General features: G+C 34.3%; 21 protein-coding genes. 7 read left to right on the forward strand and 14 right to left on the reverse strand.

Translation table 11 applies throughout. From position 1 onward, the window contains the following. Positions 1-19: 19 nt before the first annotated feature. The 3 genes from IC221_RS12440 to IC221_RS12450 form a co-directional block, all read right to left on the reverse strand. Positions 20-460, reverse strand: coding sequence for a hypothetical protein (locus IC221_RS12440; protein WP_188169280.1), 441 nt, complete (start codon positions 458-460; stop codon positions 20-22). A gap of 113 nt (positions 461-573) precedes the next feature. After that, a complete protein-coding gene (locus IC221_RS12445) occupies positions 574-894 on the reverse strand; it encodes a hypothetical protein (protein WP_188169281.1) in 321 nt (106 codons plus the stop codon). Positions 895-972: 78 nt separating this feature from the next. After that, positions 973-1887 (reverse strand): hypothetical protein, encoded by a 915-nt coding sequence (locus IC221_RS12450; RefSeq protein ID WP_188169282.1) that lies wholly within the window; start codon positions 1885-1887, stop codon positions 973-975. 123 nt (positions 1888-2010) lie between these two features. Here IC221_RS12450 and IC221_RS12455 point away from each other — a divergent pair, with 123 nt between their 5' ends. Next, positions 2011-2574, forward strand: coding sequence for a Crp/Fnr family transcriptional regulator (locus IC221_RS12455; RefSeq protein WP_188169283.1), 564 nt, complete (start codon positions 2011-2013; stop codon positions 2572-2574). Positions 2575-2657: 83 nt separating this feature from the next. Continuing rightward, entirely contained in the window at positions 2658-3347 is a 690-nt protein-coding gene (locus tag IC221_RS12460) for an arginine-tRNA-protein transferase (RefSeq protein ID WP_188169284.1), read from the forward strand. On the opposite strand, the gene lpxK is transcribed toward IC221_RS12460, so the two are convergent. The 3 genes from lpxK to topA form a co-directional block, all read right to left on the reverse strand. Continuing rightward, positions 3302-4318, reverse strand: coding sequence for a tetraacyldisaccharide 4'-kinase (gene lpxK, locus IC221_RS12465; RefSeq protein WP_188169285.1), 1017 nt, complete (start codon positions 4316-4318; stop codon positions 3302-3304). The two genes, IC221_RS12460 and lpxK, sit on opposite strands and share 46 nt — an antisense overlap. A gap of 69 nt (positions 4319-4387) precedes the next feature. Then, positions 4388-5578: an ADP-forming succinate--CoA ligase subunit beta gene (gene sucC / locus IC221_RS12470; protein ID WP_188169286.1), complete on the reverse strand. Its 1191-nt coding sequence runs from the start codon at positions 5576-5578 to the stop codon at positions 4388-4390. A 328-nt stretch (positions 5579-5906) separates the two neighbouring features. Next, entirely contained in the window at positions 5907-8345 is a 2439-nt protein-coding gene (gene topA / locus IC221_RS12475) for a type I DNA topoisomerase (protein WP_188169287.1), read from the reverse strand. A gap of 409 nt (positions 8346-8754) precedes the next feature. Between topA and IC221_RS12480 the strand changes: the two genes are divergently transcribed. The 3 genes from IC221_RS12480 to IC221_RS12490 all read left to right on the forward strand — a co-directional run bounded on the left by IC221_RS12480 (position 8755) and on the right by IC221_RS12490 (position 14503). After that, positions 8755-10035: a citrate synthase gene (locus tag IC221_RS12480; RefSeq protein ID WP_188169312.1), complete on the forward strand. Its 1281-nt coding sequence runs from the start codon at positions 8755-8757 to the stop codon at positions 10033-10035. 79 nt (positions 10036-10114) lie between these two features. Continuing rightward, positions 10115-11512 carry an outer membrane protein transport protein gene (locus tag IC221_RS12485; protein ID WP_188169288.1) on the forward strand — a complete coding sequence of 466 codons (1398 nt, stop codon included), beginning with the start codon at positions 10115-10117 and terminating at the stop codon, positions 11510-11512. 78 nt (positions 11513-11590) lie between these two features. Beyond that, positions 11591-14503: a glycosyl hydrolase gene (locus tag IC221_RS12490; RefSeq protein ID WP_188169289.1), complete on the forward strand. Its 2913-nt coding sequence runs from the start codon at positions 11591-11593 to the stop codon at positions 14501-14503. Positions 14504-14566: 63 nt separating this feature from the next. Here IC221_RS12490 and IC221_RS12495 read toward each other — a convergent pair whose 3' ends face one another. The 6 genes from IC221_RS12495 to IC221_RS12520 form a co-directional block, all read right to left on the reverse strand. Continuing rightward, positions 14567-14935 (reverse strand): DUF983 domain-containing protein, encoded by a 369-nt coding sequence (locus IC221_RS12495; protein WP_044203940.1) that lies wholly within the window; start codon positions 14933-14935, stop codon positions 14567-14569. After that, entirely contained in the window at positions 14928-15644 is a 717-nt protein-coding gene (locus IC221_RS12500; protein ID WP_188169290.1) for a cell division ATP-binding protein FtsE, read from the reverse strand. Before IC221_RS12500 ends, IC221_RS12495 begins: the two co-directional genes overlap by 8 nt. 2 nt (positions 15645-15646) lie before the next feature. Then, positions 15647-15850, reverse strand: a complete 204-nt coding sequence (locus IC221_RS12505; protein ID WP_044204043.1) for a hypothetical protein — start codon at positions 15848-15850, stop codon at positions 15647-15649. Positions 15851-15991: 141 nt separating this feature from the next. Further along, a complete protein-coding gene (gene fsa / locus IC221_RS12510) occupies positions 15992-16648 on the reverse strand; it encodes a fructose-6-phosphate aldolase (RefSeq protein ID WP_044203938.1) in 657 nt (218 codons plus the stop codon). Positions 16649-16789: 141 nt separating this feature from the next. Next, on the reverse strand, positions 16790-18118 hold the full coding sequence (hemG, locus tag IC221_RS12515) for a protoporphyrinogen oxidase (RefSeq protein WP_188169291.1): 1329 nt from the start codon (positions 18116-18118) through the stop codon (positions 16790-16792). A gap of 224 nt (positions 18119-18342) precedes the next feature. After that, a complete protein-coding gene (locus IC221_RS12520) occupies positions 18343-19275 on the reverse strand; it encodes a malate dehydrogenase (RefSeq protein WP_188169292.1) in 933 nt (310 codons plus the stop codon). 194 nt (positions 19276-19469) lie between these two features. Here IC221_RS12520 and murF point away from each other — a divergent pair, with 194 nt between their 5' ends. Continuing rightward, positions 19470-20750, forward strand: a complete 1281-nt coding sequence (murF, locus tag IC221_RS12525; protein WP_188169293.1) for a UDP-N-acetylmuramoyl-tripeptide--D-alanyl-D-alanine ligase — start codon at positions 19470-19472, stop codon at positions 20748-20750. After that, positions 20751-21869 carry a DegT/DnrJ/EryC1/StrS aminotransferase family protein gene (locus tag IC221_RS12530; RefSeq protein WP_188169294.1) on the forward strand — a complete coding sequence of 373 codons (1119 nt, stop codon included), beginning with the start codon at positions 20751-20753 and terminating at the stop codon, positions 21867-21869. A gap of 33 nt (positions 21870-21902) precedes the next feature. On the opposite strand, the gene IC221_RS12535 is transcribed toward IC221_RS12530, so the two are convergent. Together IC221_RS12535 and IC221_RS12540 are read right to left on the reverse strand one after the other, a co-directional pair. Then, complete coding sequence (locus tag IC221_RS12535) at positions 21903-22367, reverse strand: Fur family transcriptional regulator (protein ID WP_188169295.1); 465 nt, start codon at positions 22365-22367, stop codon at positions 21903-21905. A 3-nt stretch (positions 22368-22370) separates the two neighbouring features. Further along, on the reverse strand, positions 22371-22781 hold the full coding sequence (locus tag IC221_RS12540; protein ID WP_188169296.1) for a DUF3299 domain-containing protein: 411 nt from the start codon (positions 22779-22781) through the stop codon (positions 22371-22373). Positions 22782-22799 lie beyond the last annotated feature (18 nt).

Genomic DNA, 22799 nt, shown 5'->3' on the forward strand with positions numbered 1-22799 from the left:
CTGTTATATCAAAAAGAAATTACAATAATACAGGAGGTCCACGTTTACCGGAGCCGGTAATATAGAGGAGTGGTTTTAAAGAGCTATCCTCAGCAACGAAGTGATTGATAACTTCTGTAAATGTTTTGGGGATACTCCAAAGAATATAAAAAGCGATAGCTTCTCGGATTACTTTCGGAGCTTTCAAGATCATTTCATTGTCGGTAGAGATCTTTGTATCTACCACGGCAGAATGATTAATGTGACCTAAAAGACATGCTAACAAATCATACAGATCTAAATCAGAATGATTGATAAAGTTATATGACTGATGGTCTTTACTATCATTTTTAACGCAACAGCCCTTCTGCTCAGCTGAGCAATGTATATCAAAATCTGAATGTTCAATAAAAGTATGTCCTACTCCAATTGAATAGATTAATAATATAAAAAATGATATGTACTGTTTTGCATTATTCATCACAACAAATTTAGAGATTAATAATATGCAACAGTTAGGCAATAATATAAAAAGAATTAAAATATATGTTAAAACAAAAGCATCTACCCTTTTACAGAATAGATGCTTATACATTAAATGATTTTGATATGCTCAATATCATTTCCAAATTTTACTTTATCTCCATCTTTTTTGTTTTTAAAAAAACGATAGAAAGGAGAATCAGTGGTTAGTCCTATGATGTTTTTTCCTTCGTATTTTAAAGCAGGAAGCTTTACGCCTACAACAAATAAAGAACTTTCCGTTTCAAAAACACTACCTTTCCCAATGCCTTCATTTAGATAAGGTTGATGCATGAGCCGTACAACATTTTCGAAATTGGCTTTTGTACTTTCTTTTGATTCTTTGATTTGTGCTTGTAAAAATGATAGTACTTTCTCTTTTGACGTTTTCATTTCAGAATACTTTAGTTATTTGATAATATTTAGACTAATTGGTTAACTATAAGTTAAGAAATGAAGCGTCAAAAAACACTATTTTTTTATCCAAATTTCAATATTAGAGGCATCTCTCCATAAATAATTCAATCCTTTAGAAGAAAAAGACTTATTAGGATCATTGTTGAAGAAAATCGCAACTTCTGGAACTTTAGTTCCCCACTTAGATGACATCTTACCTTCACCTTTTCTAATGAATGAAAGTTGGATAAATCCTTTAAAAGCGTAAGCCACCAAAACTAGTTCACCTGCATTTGCTTTTTTAATGGCTTCTTCAAGTGTTCCTTTATTACTAGCTTCCCCTAGCATTTTCCAATTGGTATCAGCAGCAATTTTATCATAGGCTTCTGTCATCGTCAAGAAACTACCGCCTACGTAGGGATCTTTAAAATCATCTACATTAAAAATCTCTGTAATTGCTCTTGATGTATATTGACGACACTTCATTGGATCAATCCCTTTCTGGTAGCATTCCTTGTATTCTTTGATGTACTTATTTAAAATATCAGAAACTTCAACCTCTGTCAGAGATTTCTTCACATTGGCAGATGAGCTTTCATTTTTTGGTGCTGTAGCGTTTGCTAAAATAGCGTTGTCTTCTGCAATAGGTGTTTCAATTTTTGAAAATAAGAAAGTACCTTGATCGACATTGTCGGTATTGAAAAATTCACCTTTGTACATGTAATTAGCAATGATTTTCCCTTCAAATCGTTCTCCATCTTTCTGACGTAATGTCAACGTTCCATCTTCTGCAAATTCACCAGTTAGTGTTTTTTTGTCTTTTGTATCCATGTAAATACAATAACCCTCCGCTTTTTGACCTTCAACGGAAAATCGAAGTCTAACTTTTAATTCAGTATTGATTAAACCTTCGAAAGAATAATTTGTTTGTTGTGCTTGAACTTGTAGTGTATAAACAAGTAAAAAAGGCAAGATTAAATATTTGATCATTGTATTTTTGTAAGTGTTAGATTGCGAAAATAAGGTTTTTTCTTTGTTTTTGACTAGCTTTTGAATTAAATCTATTTAAAATAAAGCACCAATTCGTAATTGTTGTTGAGAATTAAAATTATTATGGATTCATTATTTCATGCTCTTGTAAATTCGAACGAAAATATATCTGAACTTCAAAAATTATCAAGGGGAGATTTATTAATCAGAGTTGGAGAAATTGAAAAACACATGTATATCGTTTTGGATGGAGCTGTCAGAGTAACCTACTTTGAAGATGATAATGAAGAAGTACATACCATTCGATTTGGTTATAAAAACTCTATTCTAGCTTCTATTCCCTCTTTTTTTGATGGAAGTCCTTCTTTATTTACCATTGAATGTATTCGTAGTTCTGTGATAAAAAAAATTCACAAGAAACAGTTCTTTGAAATCATTAATTCCAATAACGACTATCAAAAAGAATACGATCTCTATTTACAAAACTTCTTTAAGCAACAAATTGAAAGAGAAATTGACTTATTAACCACTTCACCAACAAAAAGATTTGAAAGAGTGATAGAAAGAAGTCCACAATTATTCCAACATATACCAATGAAATATATTGCTTCTTATTTGAGGATGCAACCTGAAACACTGAGCCGAATTATGAAAAAAGAGAGAGACTTAATGAAAGAAGCAAAATAGGCCGTGTTTTTTCTGAATTATTTGTAGTTTTAATGTTCAATGATGTATTCTTTACCAAGAATAGGGATTAAATTTATCAATCAATGAACTATATACTAGACGAGTTTTCAAGAACGTGGGTATCCCCGTCACAATATGATTATTTATTGGCGAAAGGCTGGAGACACTTTGGTCCAAACTTCTTTAGATATAATATTAGCATTCACGATGACAAAGTCTGTAACGTACTTCCTTTACGTTTAAGAGTAAAGGATTTTAAGCCTTCAAAATCACAACGTAAAATTTTACGTAAATGTGGGGATTTCCAATTAAGTATTCAAAAGGTAGAGCTAGATTCAATTTCACAAGAACTATTTCAAATCCATAAATTGAAATTTGAAGACAATGTACCACAGAGTATTTTTGATTTTCTTTCTAAAGAGAAAACGTCGAGCACTCCTACTACAATATTGGATTTAAGGGTGTTTGATGATGATAAATTAATTGCAGTAAGTTATTTTGGAATTGGAGAAAATGCTCTTTCTAGCATATATGGTATGTTTCATCCAGACTATAAAAGTTATAGTCTTGGAATCTTCACTATGTTAGTAGAGATCATGTATGCCAATCAGCTTAACTGTGATTATTACTATCACGGTTATTGTTATGATGTACCGTCATTTTATGATTACAAAAAAAAATTCTCAGCCATGGAAACTTATCTATGGGATATTGACAAGTGGGTAGATTATTCAGCTTTTGATAATGCACTTTCAATGAGTGCCAAAAGTTGATCTTTTTGATTATTTAAAACTTCCGGGAGAATAGGAATGACTATAAATTGAAGGGAAGTATTTCTTAATAAAGGTCTTAGTTTTACCGCATCTTTTTCGGAGATGATGATTGTTTTCTGTTCACCTATTTCTTTCTCAATTCGTTGGATAGTTTTTTCAGTAAATGAATAATGATCTCTGAATTTAAAATGTTTCACCACTTTGCGTTGAAGATTTCCTTCAATGTATTCTAACATCGGTTCCGGCTTTGCAATACTCGTCATTACAAAAACCTCTTTGGCCTCTAACCCATTTTTAGAATTTTCATTCAGTGGATACAATTCCCCATATTTTATTGAGGTAAAAAATACCTGAGCATTCGGAGCATATTGATGTGTTGATTGTGTATAAAGTTCAATCTCCTTTTGACTGAGCTGATGTTTTACTTTAGTGTAAATAATAACGTCAGCCCTAGAAGCACCTTCTCGTCTTTCTCTTAATCTTCCTAATGGTAAAACCTCATCTTTAAAAAATGGGGCACTGAAGTCAGAAAGCATAATATTCAAGTCTCTATGAATTGCTCTATGCTGAAATGCATCATCGAGAACAATGATATCAGAATCAGCAAAGAATGGAACCCCTAAAACTCTTTGTTCTGCTACCACTACTTCTATATTTTGATACTTAGAGTGGTATTGCATCGGTTCATCTCCAATTGTTCTTGCCGTGGCTATTTCATCTGCATAAATAGGCCCTTTTGTCTTCCTTCCGTAGCCTCTACTGAGAATACCGACCTTATATTTATCTGATAAATTTTGAATCAGAAATTCCACAAAAGGCGTTTTCCCTGTTCCACCAACAGATAAATTTCCTACACAGATTATCGGTAAAGAAAAAGAAACAATACGACTTCTTCCCTTATCATAACCTTGGTTACGGACGGAGGTAATATAATCGTATAATCTAGAAAAGGGCTTTAATATATACTTCATGCTTCAAAAATAGACAATAAAAAACCCATCTGAAAAACAGATGGGTTGAAAATATTGTAATAAAAGTAATTAAGCTAAAGCAGCTTTTACTTTCTCTGCAGCTTCTTTTAATGTAATTGCTGAAGTTACTTTTAATCCTGACTCGTCAATGATTTTAGCTCCTTCCTCAGCGTTAGTACCTTGAAGACGTACAATGATCGGCACTTGAATGTCACCAATGTTTTTGTATGCTTCAACAACACCGTTTGCTACACGATCACAACGAACAATACCACCAAATACGTTGATTAGGATTGCTTTTACGTTAGGATCTTTAAGGATGATTCTAAAACCAGCTTCTACAGTAGTAGCGTTTGCTCCACCTCCTACGTCAAGGAAGTTTGCAGGATCACCACCTGAAAGCTTAATCATATCCATAGTTGCCATTGCTAAACCAGCACCGTTAACCATACAACCTACGTTACCGTCAAGTTTTACATAGTTAAGACCTGATTCACCAGCTTCAACTTCTGTTGGATCCTCTTCAGTGATGTCGCGCATTTCAGCGATATTTTTGTGACGGTATAAAGCGTTATCGTCGATACCTACTTTAGCGTCTACAGCCATTACTTGGTCATCTGATGTTTTGAAAACAGGGTTGATTTCAAACATTTCAGAGTCAGTATCTACATAAGCATTGTAAAGAGCAGTAACAAATTTAGTCATCTCTTTAAAAGACTTACCTGATGTTCCTAAGTTAAAAGCAACTCTTCTAGCTTGGAAACCTTGGATACCTACAGCTGGATCGATTTCTTCTTTGAAGATAAGCTCTGGAGTTTTCTCCGCCACTTCTTCAATGTCCATACCACCCTCTGTAGAGTACATGATCATGTTTTTACCTGTAGCTCTGTCAAGCAATACAGACATGTAATATTCTTTGATTTCTGATTCACCAGGATAGTATACATCCTGTTGGATCATCACTTTATTAACCTTTTTACCTTCAGGTCCTGTTTGAGGTGTTACTAATTGCATACCGATGATTTGCTCAGAAAGCGTTTGTACATCGTCCATACTTTTAGCCACTTTTACTCCACCGCCTTTTCCACGGCCACCCGCATGAATTTGAGCTTTAACCACCCAGAAATTGGTGCCTGTTTCTTCAGTAAGTTTTTTTGCAGCCTCCACAGCTTCTTCTGGAGTTTCTGCTACATATCCTGCTGGAACTTTTACTCCGTATTCCTTAAGGATGCTTTTTGCTTGGTATTCGTGAATGTTCATGACAATTGACCCGTTGGGTGCACAAGTTTGTTTACGTATTGCTACTTAAAAAAAACACAATGACAAGCATCATGTTCGTTTGGTAATACAATTCTAATTAAAATAAATGTAAAGTCTAATTTGCTTACACGAATACATGCCTACGTATTGTGTTTTTCTTAACATTTTTAATTGAAAAATAGATAAAAAAAAGAGTTCGATTAAAAAAATGACCAAATATTGATTCGTTTTTTAATCGAACTCCAAAAGAAAAATCTTTAAGATTGCATTTAAAACCTGAATGAGTAGAGTAACTCTTCTATATTAGACAGGTATTCAAACGAACTTATTATGACTTTTTAGTAGTTGTTCTTTTTCTTGTTGTGGTCTTCTTTGCCGTTGTCTTTTTCGCTGCAGTTGTTTTCTTAGCTGTAGTAGCCTTTTTTGCAGGTTCTTTTTTAGCGGCTGCTTTTTTACCACGTGTTTTAGGTTCTGGAGCTTCTTCTATGATTTTCTTAACCTCTTCATAGGTCAATTCCTTTGCCTTTTCTTTTAACTCTTTCGGGATTTTAATATTCGCCTTATTGTAAGAAATATAAGGTCCCCAACGTCCATTTAGTAATTGAAGGTTTTCTTCTTCTTCAAACACTTTAATGAGTTTTTCAGCATCTGCTTTTCTTTTAGCTAAAATAAGCTCGATTGCTGTATCTAATTCTACAGTTTCCGGTGCGTATTCTTTTCCTAAAGAAACAAATTTGCCATCATGACGGATGTATGGACCAAAACGACCAATTGCAGCCACAACCACTTTGTCTTCAAACTTACCTAATGTTCTAGGAAGCTTGAATAACTCTAGAGCTTCCTCTAAAGTAATTGTCTCTAGGTATTGTCCTTTTCTTAATGAAGCGAATTTCTTCTCTTCATCATCTTGTTCACCAATTTGAGCAATCGGACCGAAACGACCTAAACGAACCAAGACTTTCTTACCAGTAGCAGGATCAACACCTAACTCTTTTTCGGCATGTGCTTCTGCTCTATCAGCATTTTCTTCTGTATCGACTACAGTATGATGGAAAGGCTTATAAAACTCTCCCAACATCGATTGCCACTCTAAATTACCGTGGGCAATCTCATCAAATTGTTCTTCTACTTTTGCTGTAAAAGAATAATCAATGACATTGGTAAAGTGTTTTACAAGGAAATCGTTTACCACCATCCCCATGTTGGTTGGGAATAATTTTCCTTTTTCAGTACCGTAAGTCTCAGTAAGATTCTTTTCTGTAACTGCACCGTTTTCAAGGATAAATTGAGTGTAGTTTCTTTCCTTACCATCTCTAGCTTCCTTAATTACATACTCCCTCTTTTGGATAGTAGAAATTGTAGGAGCATAAGTAGATGGACGACCAATACCTTTCTCTTCCAACATTTTCACAAGACTTGCTTCAGTATATCTTGCTGGAGGTCTTGAGAAACGCTGCGTTGCCGACATTACATTTAATGGCATATCTTGACCAACAGACAATGGAGGAAGCATTCCTTTTGTTTCATCATCATCATCATGATCATCATCATTTGATTCGATATAAGCCTTTAAGAAACCTTCGAAGATGATTACCTCACCTTTGGCTACAAATTTTTCAGAACGTTTAGCTGTTGTAATTTCTGCTGTAGTTCTTTCTAATTTTGCATCTGCCATTTGTGAAGCTACTGCTCTTTTCCAAATCAAATCATACAAGCGAGCCTCTCTATTGTCAGAAAGGTCAGGTTTGTGGTTATTGAAATTGGTAGGACGAATGGCTTCATGGGCTTCTTGAGCTCCTTTATTTGATGTTTTGAAATGTCTTACCTGTACATAATCCTCTCCGTATACCGTTGAAATCTCATTAGTAGCAGATTGAATCGCTTCCTCAGATAAGTTTAAGGAATCGGTACGCATGTAGGTAATATGTCCTGCTTCATATAATTTTTGAGCAATGGACATTGTAGAGGCTACTGAATACCCCAACTTCCTACTGGCTTCCTGCTGTAACGTAGAGGTTGTAAAAGGAGGAGCTGGTGTTTTCTTACCTGGTCTTGTTTTAATATCATTGATTTTAAAATCAGCACCTAGGCAATCATTTAAAAATTGTTCTGCCTCTTCTTTAGAGTTGAACTTAGTGGATAATTCAGCTTCTAATGATTTATTATTACCTAAATCAAACGTAGCAACAACTCTGAAATAGTCTTTTGGCTTGAATGCCTCAATTTCTCTCTCTCTTTCTACAACCAATCTAGCGGCTACACTTTGTACACGTCCTGCGGATAATCCTCTTTGGATTTTTTTCCAGAGTACGGGTGAAAGTTCGAAACCCACTAATCGGTCTAGAATTCTTCTCGCCTGCTGAGCATTTACTAAGTCTATATCAATAGTTCTTGGAGCTTGAATCGCAGCTTTGATGGCTGTTTTCGTGATTTCTCTAAAAACTATCCTTTTAGTATCTGTCTCTTTTAATTTTAAAGTTTCTTTTAAGTGCCATGAAATAGCTTCTCCTTCGCGGTCATCATCGGTCGCTAACCATACCATTTCAGCTTCCTTGGATAATTTCTTTAGTTCTCTGATAACATCTTTCTTATCAGACGATATTTCATAGGTTGGGTTAAAATCATGTTCAACATCAATGGCGTCATTTCCTTTCTTCAAATCTCGAACATGACCATAGCTTGATCTAACCGTATAATCACCTCCTAAATACTTCTCTATAGTCTTGGCTTTTGCTGGCGATTCGACAATCAGTAAATTCTTAGTCATATATATAAATAATAATCTCTATTAATTCTTAAAAACAACAGAATGATAAATGGTATATCTCCCGCGCGAAACAACTTATTACAAACTTAAATAAAGTTCAAAGAATTTTACGTTTTTATTTTTTTTAGATTGATTTTACATGAAATTACCATTTTTTAATGATAAATGTCATTTAAATATAAAAAAAATAAATTCTTCTGATTTTTAGTGTTTTTAGCGCATATCTGTATTGAATTACCCCCGTTTTTTTGCAAAAACGTAAAATCTGAAATATATTTAGGCATTCAAAACGAGTAGCAATCAGTTTTGGAATGAAACACGTGCGAAAATAAAGAATAATTAACACTTTTTAGTTATGCAAGAAGTAGAACTTGACCACAACAAACCTCAAACAAATTCCGACAAAAACATGGATGAAAAGACAGCGCAATTAACATATGCTGGTAAATCATACGACTTACCAGTTATCAAAGGTTCAGAAGACGAAATTGGTGTTGACATCAGTAAGCTTCGTGCTCAGAGTGGATTAATCACTTTGGATGTAGGATTCAAAAATACAGGTTCTACAACAAGTGATATTACTTTCCTTGACGGAGAGAAAGGTATATTAAGATATAGAGGCTATTCTATTGAAGATTTATGTGAACATTCTACTTTCTCAGAAGTTGCATACTTATTAATAAATGGGGAATTACCCACTGCCCAAGAATTCGACAAGTTCAAATCAGACGTTTCTCGTCACACATTAGTACACGAAAATGTAAGAAAGATCTTTGATGGTTTCCCTGCAGATGCTCACCCAATGGGCGTTTTATCTTCATTGGTAACTTCATTGACAGCTTTCCACCCTGAGTCATTAGATCCTAATAGAGATCATGAAATGGTAGACTTAACAATCCATAGATTGATTGCTAAGCTTCCTACTTTGGCTTCATGGGTATATAAGAAAAGTGTTGGACATCCGTTGATGTATCCTGAAAACAAGTTAAGCTATATCGAAAACTTCATGAAAATGATGTTCGGTTTACCTGTTGAGGATTACGATATCGATCCAGTATTAGTTGATGCATTGGATAAATTATTAATCTTACACGCTGATCATGAGCAAAACTGTTCAGCTGCTACAGTAAGAGTAGTAGGTTCATCACAAGCTTCATTATATGTTGCTATTTCTGCTGGTATCAACGCACTTTGGGGTCCTCTTCACGGTGGTGCTAACCAAGCAGTAATTGAAATGTTAGAAGACATTCACGCTAACGGTGGCGATGTTGATAAATTTATCGCGAAAGCAAAAGATCCTAATGATCCATTCCGTTTGATGGGATTCGGTCATAGAGTATACAAAAACTTCGACCCTAGAGCGAAAATCATTAAGAAGCACGCAGATGCGGTACTTGATAAATTAGGTATCAATGATCCACTTCTTGAAATCGCTAAAGGTTTAGAAGAAAAAGCATTAAACGACGAATACTTCCAAAAGAGAAAATTATATCCAAACGTGGATTTCTATTCTGGAATTATTTACAAAGCAATGGGCTTCCCTACAGAAATGTTTACTGTATTATTTGCTTTGGGTCGTCTTCCAGGTTGGATTGCACAATGGAAAGAGTCAAGAAACTTAGGACAACCAATTTCTCGTCCTCGTCAGGTTTATACTGGTGCAGTTGCAAGACCTTATCCTACAAAATAATTTTTGAAAGTATAACTTTCATGAAAGCCATCAGAAATGATGGCTTTTTTTTATGTTATTTTTCTTCTATTTTTAACCCATGCTCCGAATCTATTTCCCTCTTCTATTGCTTTGCTTTATTACCTCAATTGCTTCAGTAATGGCACAAGGTAATTTCTATTGGCAACAACAACAAGGTGCCAATGGTAACTTATTGGGTGGATCTCTCGCCTCTGGAGCCACTGATAACAGTGCAATTTTTTATAATCCTGGTGCTTTAGCCTTTACCGAAACCCCTAACGTTTCATTTACTTCTGACCTTTTGAGTTATACATTTTTTAATATTGAAAATGGAGCTGGACAGGGTGTGGATTTAAAAGGGAATCAGTTTGAAACCAAACCTCAAATGATTTCAGGCACTGCATTCAACCTTAAAAAACGTCATTTCAAAGTCACTTATGCTATTATCAATCTTTTGAATACAAAGAGTGAATATACGAGCTCAAATCAAGGTCAAATCCCTAATTCCAATGACTATTATGAAGGGTATTTTAACTATAAAAACCAGCTAAGGAATGATCGAATAGCCATTGGGACAACGTACAGAATCAGTGAGTCGTTGGGCATCGGTATCACCCACTTTATAGATATCAAAAACGCGGAACTCACGAATAACACTAATGAAACTTGGGCAAGAGGAAATCAAATTATCAACTATAGTAATGATTATAAAAACCTCCGATTCAATCAAGTGTCTATCTTATGGAAAATCGGAATAGCATGGCACTTTAATGAACGTTTGAACCTCGGTTTTAATTTTGAAACATCAGACATCAATCTACAGTTTTTATCAAAATCTAACTCCAGGAGGATCATTGAAACCATGGAAACTTCTGGAGAAGTGCTCAAAGAGGTCAGTGATCAAGAAAAAGTAGACTCTAAATATAAATTACCAATAACTGCCGAATTGAATATCGGTTATATCACGAAAAAGACAGAGTATTCTGCACGGATAGGCTTTTTTGGTAAAGTACAGAAATATGGAATATTAAGTCTTAAACCTGAAAACTCTATGTTTTCATCGAACGATGATACTTTCAGCCAATATTTTGTAGCGAATAAACCCATTACTAATATTGCGGTAGGTGTGAAACATGAAGTGGTTGAAGATGTCAATATTTTGATGGGTTTTCGGACAGATTTTAACTTTTTAGATTTTGGAGATATTGATCCTATTAAGGATAACAGAATGTCTTTTGATTATTGGGATTTATATCATTTATCTGCTGGTTTTGAATGGTTTGGACCTCGATTTAATATTATAGGAGGGCTAGTTTGTGACATGGGATTCTCTGAAAATGATATCCAAATTACAAACCTTACCGCAAGACCCTACTCAGAAGTTTTTGATAGAAAGACGAACACAAGTACTACATATCTTCAATTCAACCTAATTTTTGGTATCACCTACCACTTCAAAGATAGAACACAACTGTAAAACATGAGGCTTTTATTTTGAATTGATCTCTTTGAATATTTATATTTATAATCAATCAATTCAATTTAAATCTTCAACATGAAAAAAACTTACGCACTTAGTTTTTTACTAAGTCTAGTAGTAGTATTGACTTCCACTTCAACTACTAAAGCTCAAGATATAAATACGAGCAGACTTCCAAGTTTTCAAAAACACCAACAGCTAAATGAGAAATCCTACCTCAGAAACATTCCTTTTAGAAATGTAGGGCCAACGGTCATGAGTGGCCGAGTAACAGATATTGATGTTAACCCAGATAATCCGAATGAATTTTATGTTGCTTATGCTTCTAGTGGCTTATGGTACTCCTCGACAGCTGGCATCGATTTCACCCCCCTTTTTGATCATGAAGCGACTATGACGATTGGTGATATTGCAGTCAATTGGAAAAGTGAACAAAATACGATTTGGGTAGGTACAGGTGAGAACAATTCGAGCCGATCTAGTTATGCAGGGCTTGGTTTGTATAAATCAAATGACAGAGGAAAAACTTGGCAACATTCAGGTTTAGAAAGTACTCAACACATTGGACGTATTGTATTACATCCCAATGATGAGAATATACTATGGGTAGCCTCTATCGGTAATTTATATTCTAAAGATGAAAATAGAGGTGTTTATAAATCAAATGATGGAGGAAAAACATGGGATAAAACACTGTATATATCAGACAGTACGGGCATCATTGACCTAATCATTGACCCTCAAAATCCTCAAATTCTTTATGCTTCTGCATGGGAAAGAACACGTAAAGCATGGAATTTTAAAGCCTCAGGAAAAGAATCAGGAATTTATAAATCAACTGATGGAGGAATATCTTGGAATAGAGTTACGACCAAAAAGTCAGGTTTTCCAATTACGGAAGGAGTTGGCAGAATTGGCTTAGCTATTTCTCATCAAGATTCTAACAAATTGTACGCTTTCTTGGATAATCAAGATCCAAAAGAAAATCAGGAAGAAAAAGAGGTATTACCTCTCACCAAAAAGCAACTCAAAACGATATCTAAAGAGAAGTTTTTGGAACAATCGGAAGAAAATATTAATAGGTATTTAGATCATTACAGTTTCCCAAAGTCTTATACAGCAAAGTCCATAAAAAACGATATTCAATTGGGTAAATACACTCCTATTGCCCTTGTAGAATATCTAGGTGATGCAGAAGATGATCTATTCAATACAGAGATCAAAGGTGCTGAAGTGTATCAATCATTAGATGGCGGTACAACATGGAAGAAAACACATTCTAACGATCTTGATCGAGTAGTTTATACTTTTGGTTATTATTTTGGAAACATTAGAGTAAGCCCTCAAGATGATCAGACCTTATACATTCTTGGCGTACCAGTATTAAAGTCTACTGATGGAGGAAAAACATGGAAAGATAAAGGAGATCCCAATGTGCATGTAGATCATCATGCATTATGGATTAATCCTAAAAATGATCAACATATTATTTTAGGTAATGATGGAGGGCTTAATATTTCTCATGATGGTGGTGACACCTATTTCAAGGCTAACTCTATTCCTGTTGGACAGTTTTATGCTGTCAATATTGATATGGCAGAACCTTATAATATTTATGGAGGACTTCAGGATAACGGAGTTTGGGTAGGGTCATCTAAAGCTAAGATCGATAGAGCTTGGCAGAATTCTGGGAAATACCCATTCCAAGAAATCATGGGAGGAGATGGTATGCAAATAGGCGTTGATACTCGTGATAATCAGACCGTTTATACAGGTTATCAGTTTGGAAATTATTATAGAATTAACACGAAAAAAGGAGTTGAAAAATACATTACTCCTAGACATAGTTTAAGTGAAAAACCTTTACGTTGGAATTGGCAATCTCCTCTTCAAGTTTCTAGTCATAATGAAGATATTGTTTATTTTGGTTCAAACCGCTTCCATAGATCTATGAATAAAGGGGAAGATTTTGAAGCACTTTCTGAAGATCTGACAAATAGAGGTAAAAAGGGAAATGTACCTTACGGAACACTCACTTCTATTTCTGAATCCCCTATTCAGTTTGGTTTACTTTATACCGGATCAGATGACGGCAAGGTATTTTTATCGGATAATGTTGGAGCCTCGTGGAATGATATCTCTAATGAATTACCACAAAATCTTTGGGTTTCTAGGGTGATTGCTTCAAAACATGATTTGAATACAGTATTTGTAGCCATGAATGGTTATAGGAATGATGATTTCAAGCCTTATTTATATTCGTCATTTGATAGAGGTAAAACTTGGAAAAAACTAGGGAATGATCTTCCTGATGAACCTATTAATGTAGTAAAAGAAGATCCGAATAATCAAGATATCCTTTATGTTGGTACTGATAACGGGCTTTATATTTCTTATGACAAAGGAAATTCATTTATGACATTAGGTAACCTTCCAAATGTAGCTGTGCATGATTTAGTCGTTCATCCACGAGATAATGAAATTGTAGTGGGAACTCATGGTAGAGCAATCTATGTAGGTGACCTCTCTATCAGTCAAACTTTTAAGAAGGCTGATTTTGAAACACCGTTAAAAGTATTTTCAATCAATGAAATTACTGAAAACCCAAAGTGGGGAATGATAGAAGGTTATTTTGAGTGGGGAGAACCAATAGAGAGTGAAGTTCAGATTCCAATTTATAATAAAGATGATGGAACAGTTGAAATTAGTATTGCTTTAGAAGGTAAAGTATTAAAAACGTTTTCAATTGAAGTTGAAAAAGGATTGAATTATATTCATTATGACCTTTCTATTGATGCTAAAAATAGAAAAGTATTAGAGAAAGCCTTAGCGGTTGAATTGAAAGAGAAGGACAATAAAGTCAATTACCTTAAGCCTGCTCAATACACTGTTTATGTTTCAATGGGCAATGAGAAAGTAGAGGGTGTTTTGACTGTTAAAGAAAAGGAAGAGCCTTATAAAAGAGTGAAAAAGAAAAAGATTCCATAATCATCGAAATACGCTGTAAAAGAAATGCTCCATTGAAGTCTCAAAGCAACAATGGAGCATTTTTTATTTTCCTTTATAATCGATTCCACCGAAAAGATGGAGGTAGATTGATCTTGATAATCGGAAGGTAAAAGGAAGTAATACAATCATTGGAATTACTGCCATAATGATATAAGTGAGGGTGTCTTCCGGATCAATTACAACTGCGGTAATGACAAGCATTACAAACATCAGTGCTGTATTGATACCATAACTGACGTACATTGCACCGTAATAAAAACCTGTCTCAGGTTCAAGGTTTGCATTACATTCTGTACATCTGTGATTGATTTGATTGAATTTCAGAGATAAAGCTGAATTTTTAAAAAGATCCCCTTCTCTACACTGGGGACATTTTTTCTGAACGATAGCTTGAAGCTTACTTTTACTCATGTTTAGGATTTAAGTCTAGTTTCTGTTGAACCTGTTCTTTAGAAATATCTTTAATGTTCCCTCCTTCACATATTAAAGCTCTTTCTGGGTGTAGCCTTAAAAATGAATGTTGGTGAGTTGCCATTATGATACTGGTTCCACTTTCATTTATTTCTTTAAATAAGTCTAGGATGGCTCTTGATACTTTTGGATCTAGGTTTCCGGTTGGTTCATCAGCGATGATTAAGTCAGGGTTGTTTACAAGAGCTCTTGCAATTGCCACTCTCTGCTGTTCACCTCCTGAGAGTTGATGTGGCATTTTTTCTCTTGTTATTTTAGGCAGATTTACTTTTGCTAAAAGCTCATCTACTTTATTATTCATCTTTTGCTGACTGCTCCAACCAGTAGCTTTCATTACGAATAATAAGTTCTCTTCTACAGATCGATCTGTCAAAAGTTCAAAATCTTGGAAGATAACACCAACTGATCTTCTGAGAAAAGGGATTTCCTTTTTTTGAAGATCGTTGACTTGGAAGTTGTTGACTCTAACAATACCCTCAGTTGGGTAAAGATCAGCATATAAAAGGCGCAATAGAGTGGATTTACCACTACCCGTTGTCCCTAGTAAATATATAAACTCACCTCTCGCAATATCAAAGTTGATATCTTTGAGAATAACAGCACCCTCAAAAACGACTTTGACATCTCGAATTGTTACAATTTGATCCATTTTTAGATTTCTAGTTTTTGAATTTTACCGAAAGGCAATTGCTCAATTACAGCTTTAAGGGCTTCTTCTTTACCTTCTAAACCATATTTTTCTAGTTTTGTCAAAGGCCTATCAGCTCTAAAATAAGCAATTAAGACGAAGTCTTCGTCTCTTAACTGAATGTAGTTTGGAATTTTGGCTTTGCCTTTTACTTTAATAATATACATGTAATAAATTAAATTTAATACGCCATTTTCCACAAAAGGCATGGTATAAATGTAGGGACATTGTAGTATAACAATGTCCCCATATTATCAATAATTACCTTCTATGAGGTAATTGTAACTTATTCAATAAAGAAAAGTTTCTTATTCTTCCATTTTCTTAGCGTCCTCAATAAATTGAGCCAAACCTTTATCTGTTAAAGGGTGATTCAATAATGCTTTGATCGCTTTTAATGGACAAGTTGCAACGTCTGCACCAAGTTTAGCACAATCCAAGATGTGCATAGGGTGTCTAACTGAAGCGGCTAGAACTTGAGTACCAAAACCGTAGTTTTCAAAGATTGTTACGATATCTTCTACTAATTGTAAACCATCTGTAGAAACATCATCTAATCTACCAATAAATGGAGAAACATAAGTTGCTCCAGCTTTTGCTGCTAGTAATGCTTGACCAGCTGAGAAGATTAGAGTACAGTTTGTATCAATACCTTTACTTGAAAAATATTTAATAGCTTTTAAACCGTCTTCGATCATTGGAACTTTAACGACAATTTTAGGATCAATTGCAGCTAAGATTTCTCCTTCCTTGATCATCTCCTCATAAGTTGTTGATAGTACCTCAGCACTAACATCACCATCCACGATATCACAAATTGCTTTGTAATGAGCGTTTACAGCTTCTGTTCCTTTTACACCAACTTTCGCCATTAGTGATGGGTTAGTTGTTACACCATCCAAAACTCCCATTGAGTGAGCTTCTTTGATTTCGTCAAGGTTTGCGGTGTCTATAAAAAATTTCATAAGTATTCTTTGTCTAAAAATTTATATGTGGCAAACATACATAAATCTCAATGTTTTTTTAGAAAAACTGATAGAGATTTTTGAAAGTTTGAAAGTAATATCTTCATTAAAATGGCTATTGTCGTCTTTTAACTCGGTAGTTTAAGAGAACTGTTCTTCAACCAATTTTTTACTCTTCTCAATACAATCAGGAACTGCGATACCATCTTTCCAGTTTACTGTATAATACAGGTTCTTTATAGGTGACTTTTCCATAGCTTCCCATAGATTCAAAATATTTTGATCGTATTGAGGAATAGCTTTTCTCCACTTGTATGTTTTTTGATAAACAGGGTCTGCAGAAAAACCTAGTGTGGACTGAAGTTCATTTCCTACATTATTCTTAATCGCTGCCTCTTCTAATTTAGCATTATCAGGAGTATGCGTCCCTCCTACAAAAGAAGTCACTAGTACTTCATTATCAGTAGTTCTATTTGGAAAAATACATGAGGACCAGATAGAACCAGCAGTAAACGTTTTTTCGATAGATGGGTTTAAACCTCCAAAACCAATCGGTGTATTTTGAGAAGCGTCTTTTGCAAAGACAGAATGCACAACACACATTGGAGGACAATACACTTTCTCTAATTTTTCAGCTACTTTAGGTAAAAGGTATTGTAAGATTTGAGATGTAGCTTCAGCTGGTGTTGCAATGATGACTTTATCAAATAAAAATTCATCATTATAGGTCTTTACAGAAAACACATCATCTACAATTGTAATGCTTTCAACTTCAGAATTATAACTAACATCAACTTTATTAGCCAATGCATTTGTCAAAGTTTGAATTCCATCTTTAAAGCTATACGCTGTTTTTCTTTTGACAGCAACTCCATTTACCTTGTTCTCTTTACGTTGCTGAATCATTCCTTTGATGATAGAACCGTGATTTTTTTCAGCTTTATAAAGAGAAGGAAATGACGCTTTTATTTTAAGTTGTTTTGGATCACCAGCATATATTCCTCTTACAAAAGGATCGACTGCATAATCACAAATCTCATTATTAAATCGTCTTTCAAAGAAATCATACAATGACTCATTTTCAGAAATAGGATTGTTTTTTCTGAAGTATTCTGTCATTATGGTCCATTTTGTTTTCCAACTAAAAAACTTATTGGAAAAGAAGTTTTGCGGACCCGATGGTAATACATTGTATTTACCATTTTTTAAAATAAATCGATCTTTATTGACGTCGGCAGCTTCTTGTAATTGGCCTTCGATGCCAAGTTCCTTGATGAGAGAGAGGTGATCATCGTTAAAAAGTAAGGAATTAGGTCCATTCTCATACAGGCGTCCATCAATTTTCTCCGTTTTAATGCACCCTCCTGTCCTATCACTTGCTTCTAAAACAAGACAAGTATGACCTTTTTTCTGTAAATAATAGGCTGCTGTTAGCCCTGATATTCCTCCTCCTATAACACCGATTCTCATATTTTAGGGAATAATTCTTTTTATAAATTAATAAGTGTTTCAGCTAATGTTTGGTTTGGGAAAAATTAGAAGAAACATATTACAAAACTAATAAATTCATATTGATCTTATACATATAAATCACGATTTATAACGGTTGAAATACAAAAACTTCTTAACAAAAAAATGCCCACCACTAAATGAATAGTGATGGGCACTTCTTATCAATTACGTTGGCTTATAAACTAAGCTTTAACGTCTAAAAGACCGTTAGTTTTCTTCACACCTTCAGCTGAAGTATGTAATTTTGCTTTTTCGTCTTCTGAAAGCTCGATTTCAACGATTTTCTCGATACCGTTTTTACCTAATACTACAGGTACACCGATACAAAGATCTTCTAAACCATACTCACCTTCTAATAATGCTGAACAAGGGAACATTTTCTTAGAATCTAAAGCGATAGCTTTCACTAATTCAGAAACTGCTGCACCTGGAGCATACCAAGCTGAAGTACCTAATAATTTAGTAAGTGTAGCACCACCTACTTTAGTAGCTTCAACGATAGAAGACTTTTGCTCTTCAGTTAAGAATTCAGATACAGGAACTGAATTACGAGTAGCTTTCTCGATTAATGGAACCATTCCTACGTCAGAGTGACCACCGATAACCATACCAGAAACGTCAGATTGAGGACAACCTAAAGCTTCAGCTAAACGATATTTGAAACGAGCACTATCCAATGCACCACCCATACCGATGATACGGTTTTTAGGAAGACCAGTAGCTTTAGCAGCTAAGTAAGTCATTGTATCCATTGGATTAGATACTACGATGATAATTACGTCTGGAGAATTTGCAATCAAATTCTTCGCTACAGTTTCTACAATGTTAGCGTTTGTAGTGATTAACTCTTCACGAGTCATACCCGGTTTTCTTGGAATACCAGAAGTGATTACCGCTACATCAGAACCTGCAGTTGCAGCATAATCATTCGTTACACCAGTGATTGTAGAATCAAACCCATTTAAAGATGCAGTTTGCATTAAGTCCATTGCTTTACCTTCTGCAAATCCTTCTTTGATATCAACTACGACGATTTCGTCTGCAAAATCTTTGATAGCGATATACTCAGCACAGCTTGCACCTACTGCACCAGCTCCAACTACAGTTACTTTCATTTTATGCGAGATTTAAAAAATTAATTATAAGTTTATTTGTAAATGTTTTACTCTCGCAATTTGCGATATTTTTGTTACTTTTTTGAGTGATTATAGAAATTCATAAACATGACTTTTATCACTTTCTAAATTTCGAGATAATTGCATAATAGAAAATATCTTAACAGATTGCATAAAAAAAATCCATCTTTGATATGAATATTGAAAAAATATACACTATCTACCTAGAACACAGTACTATAACAACCGATTCTAGAAATGTACCAGAAAACTCCCTTTTCTTTGCTTTGAAAGGAGGAAATTTTGATGGTAATAAATATGCTAAATCTGCTTTAGAAAAAGGAGCCAAATTTTGTGTAGTTGACGATCCAGAAGTAGCTATTTCAGATCAATATATACTTGTTGAAGATGTATTAACCACTTTACAAGAGTTAGCCCAGTACCACAGAAAGCAGTTCAATATTCCGGTGATTGCCGTGACAGGTTCAAACGGAAAAACAACTACCAAAGAGATCTTATTGAAAATATGTTCTACTACTTTTAAGACACACGCAACTAAAGGTAATTTCAATAATCATATTGGAGTTCCACTGACTTTACTTTCTATGCCATTAGAAACGGAAGTGGCATTGATAGAAATGGGTGATAATCACGTCGGAGAAGTGGCCGAGTTGTGCCAAATTGCATTACCTAATCAAGGTTTCGTTACCAATATAGGAAAAGATCATATTGAAGGGTTTGGAAGCTTTGAACAAAATGTAAGAGCCAAAAGTGAGGTTTTCGATTATCTTATAAAAAATGAAGGAGTTATTTATATCAACTCTAAAGACGCTATTCTTTATAATATGTCAAAGCGTATGAAATCTCCTGTTTACTATGGTCAGGAATATGATTATGTGAATCTTGAGTTTATAGAAGTAAATCCATTTATTGTATATCAAGACAGACAGGAAAATAAGATTGAGACCCAATTGTTTGGTGCTTATAATTTCGAAAATATTCTTACAGCGTTTTGTGTAGGTAAAAAATTGGGTATCTCGGTTGAAAATATGAATAAAGCCATCGCTTCATATAAACCGACTAACAATAGATCTGAAATACTTAAAACTGAAAAAAACACATTAATCTTAGATGCCTATAATGCGAATCCTTCCTCTGTAGAGGTTGCCTTAGAAAATTTAGATAAGATTGAAAGCTCAATTGCAAAAGCATTTGTTTTGGGAGATATGTTTGAGTTAGGTGAAATCAGTAAACAAGAGCATCAAAATATTGTTGATCAAGCTTTAAAACTGAACTTTGATATAAATATATTTATTGGTGAACGATTCTTTGAGCATAAGAATGATGCGGGACAATTCTTTAAGACTAAAGCAGATGCAATATCGTTTTTAGAAGAACAGCCAATTCGTGATCATCTTATTCTCATTAAAGGTTCAAGAAGTATGGGACTTGAAGTCATCAAAGATATTCTGTAAATGAAAAACATTCCATTCGTCTCTTTAGAGCATCAAAATGCATTAATTAAAAAAGAATTAGAAGCAGATATTTTAGATACTGTTCAATCAAATCATTTCATACTTGGAGATAAGTTGAAAAAATTTGAAACGGAATATGCTGCTTATTCTAATACCTCTCACTGTATAGGAGTTGGAAATGGATTTGATGCACTAAAGCTTTCTTTATTAGCTTTAGGAATCAAAAAAGGAGACGAAGTGATTGCTCCTGCCCATACTTTTATTGCTACAATTTTGGCAATAATGGATGTTGGAGCAACGCCAGTTTTAGTAGATGCTCACCCTAAGACGTATACTATTGATCAACATCTAGTAGAAGCAAAGATCTCTACTAAAACGAAGGCAATCATTGTGGTTCATATTTATGGCAACCCTTGTGAAATGGACCAATTATGTTCTATAGCTGAAAGAAATGGCTTATTTATCATTGAAGATAATGCTCAGGCTCAAGGAGCTTTATACAAGGGGCATAAAACAGGAAGTTTTGGTGTATTAAACGCGACTAGCTTCTACCCTGCTAAAAATTTAGGTTGTTTTGGAGATGGGGGTGCAATTACAACAAACCAGAATTCTTTATTAGAAACATTACTGATGCTTAGAAATTATGGTAGTTTAAAAAAATATTTTGCGGATTTAAGTGGTTGCAATTCTAGACTAGATGAAATTCAAGCTGGAATTTTGAGTATCAAATTAAAATACTTGGATAATTGGAATAGTCAACGTCAGAAAATGGTAACTGAATATAAAAAGTATCTTGATCTTGGTATTAGAACACAACATATTGATGCAAATTCTATTTCGGTCTATCATCTTTTCACCATTGAATGTGATAAAAGAAATGAATTACAGGAATTTTTAACTACTGAAGGGATTAATACACAAATCCACTACCCTGTTCCACCACATTTACAAAAAGCTTGTAGTAAACTCGGTTATAAAAAAGGAGATCTACCTGTCACTGAAAAACTATCTGACACCCTATTAAGTTTACCTCTTTATATCGGACTCACTTCATTAGATATCCAATTCATTTCAGAAAAAGTAAATTCCTTCTATAAAAAAAATAACCTACTCGATTAAAAGTAGGTTATTTTCTTTCTGAAGATATTCCGTTTATTGTTCTGTAAATTCTTCTTTATTTTGCTTTCCTTCGCAGTTTTCATTCTTACAGCTTCCGTAGAAATTCAATGAATGACTTTCAATTTCGAAGTTATAAATCTCTTCAACCATTTGTTGAATTTTTTGAATACGTGGATCACAAAACTCAAGAATCTTATTACACTCTTTACAGATTAAATGATCATGTTGTTTGAAACCATGAGCCTTTTCATAAAGGGCTAAGTTTTTCCCAAACTGATGTTTAGTAATTAGATTACAATCCAAAAGCAAATCTAATGTATTATAAACCGTAGCTCTACTGACTCTATAGTTTTTGTTTTTCATATTAATATACAGCGATTCAACATCAAAGTGTCCGCCTCTACCGTATATTTCTTCCATGATGGCAAAGCGTTCAGGAGTTTTCCTTAATTTCTTTTCCTCAAGGTATTTAATAAATAATTCTTTTATCTCGTCCATATCTTAGAAATTAGAATTTGCCTCAACAGCATCTTTAAGTTCGTAAATTAATCCAGTCTCTTCATCGTTTAAATGAAGAATCCCCTTGAAAGTAGCCTCTTCTTCATCAATTTCTCTTTCATTTTTAAGAAAGATAGCCATAACTGATTCAGGACCAGCTCCACCACAGAAGAAACAACTTGAAAAAGGATAATAAGAAACTATAATTGAACCATCAGTAGTTTCTACGGGTAATACAAATCCTCTAATTGTAATTTCTGTACCGTCCAACTTTTTCACATCTCTTGGAAAAATTGGCAATGGTACATCCATTTCAAATTCCTCACTGTATTTATACTCCCAATCAACATTTAAAAGCTTTTTCCATAATTCATAAACGGGATTTGGCCCTGCAAAACCCGTTAAAAACACCATGGAAAACAATAATGGAAA

This window comes from Flammeovirga sp. EKP202 (assembly GCF_014534745.1).
GTDB lineage: Bacteria > Bacteroidota > Bacteroidia > Cytophagales > Flammeovirgaceae > Flammeovirga.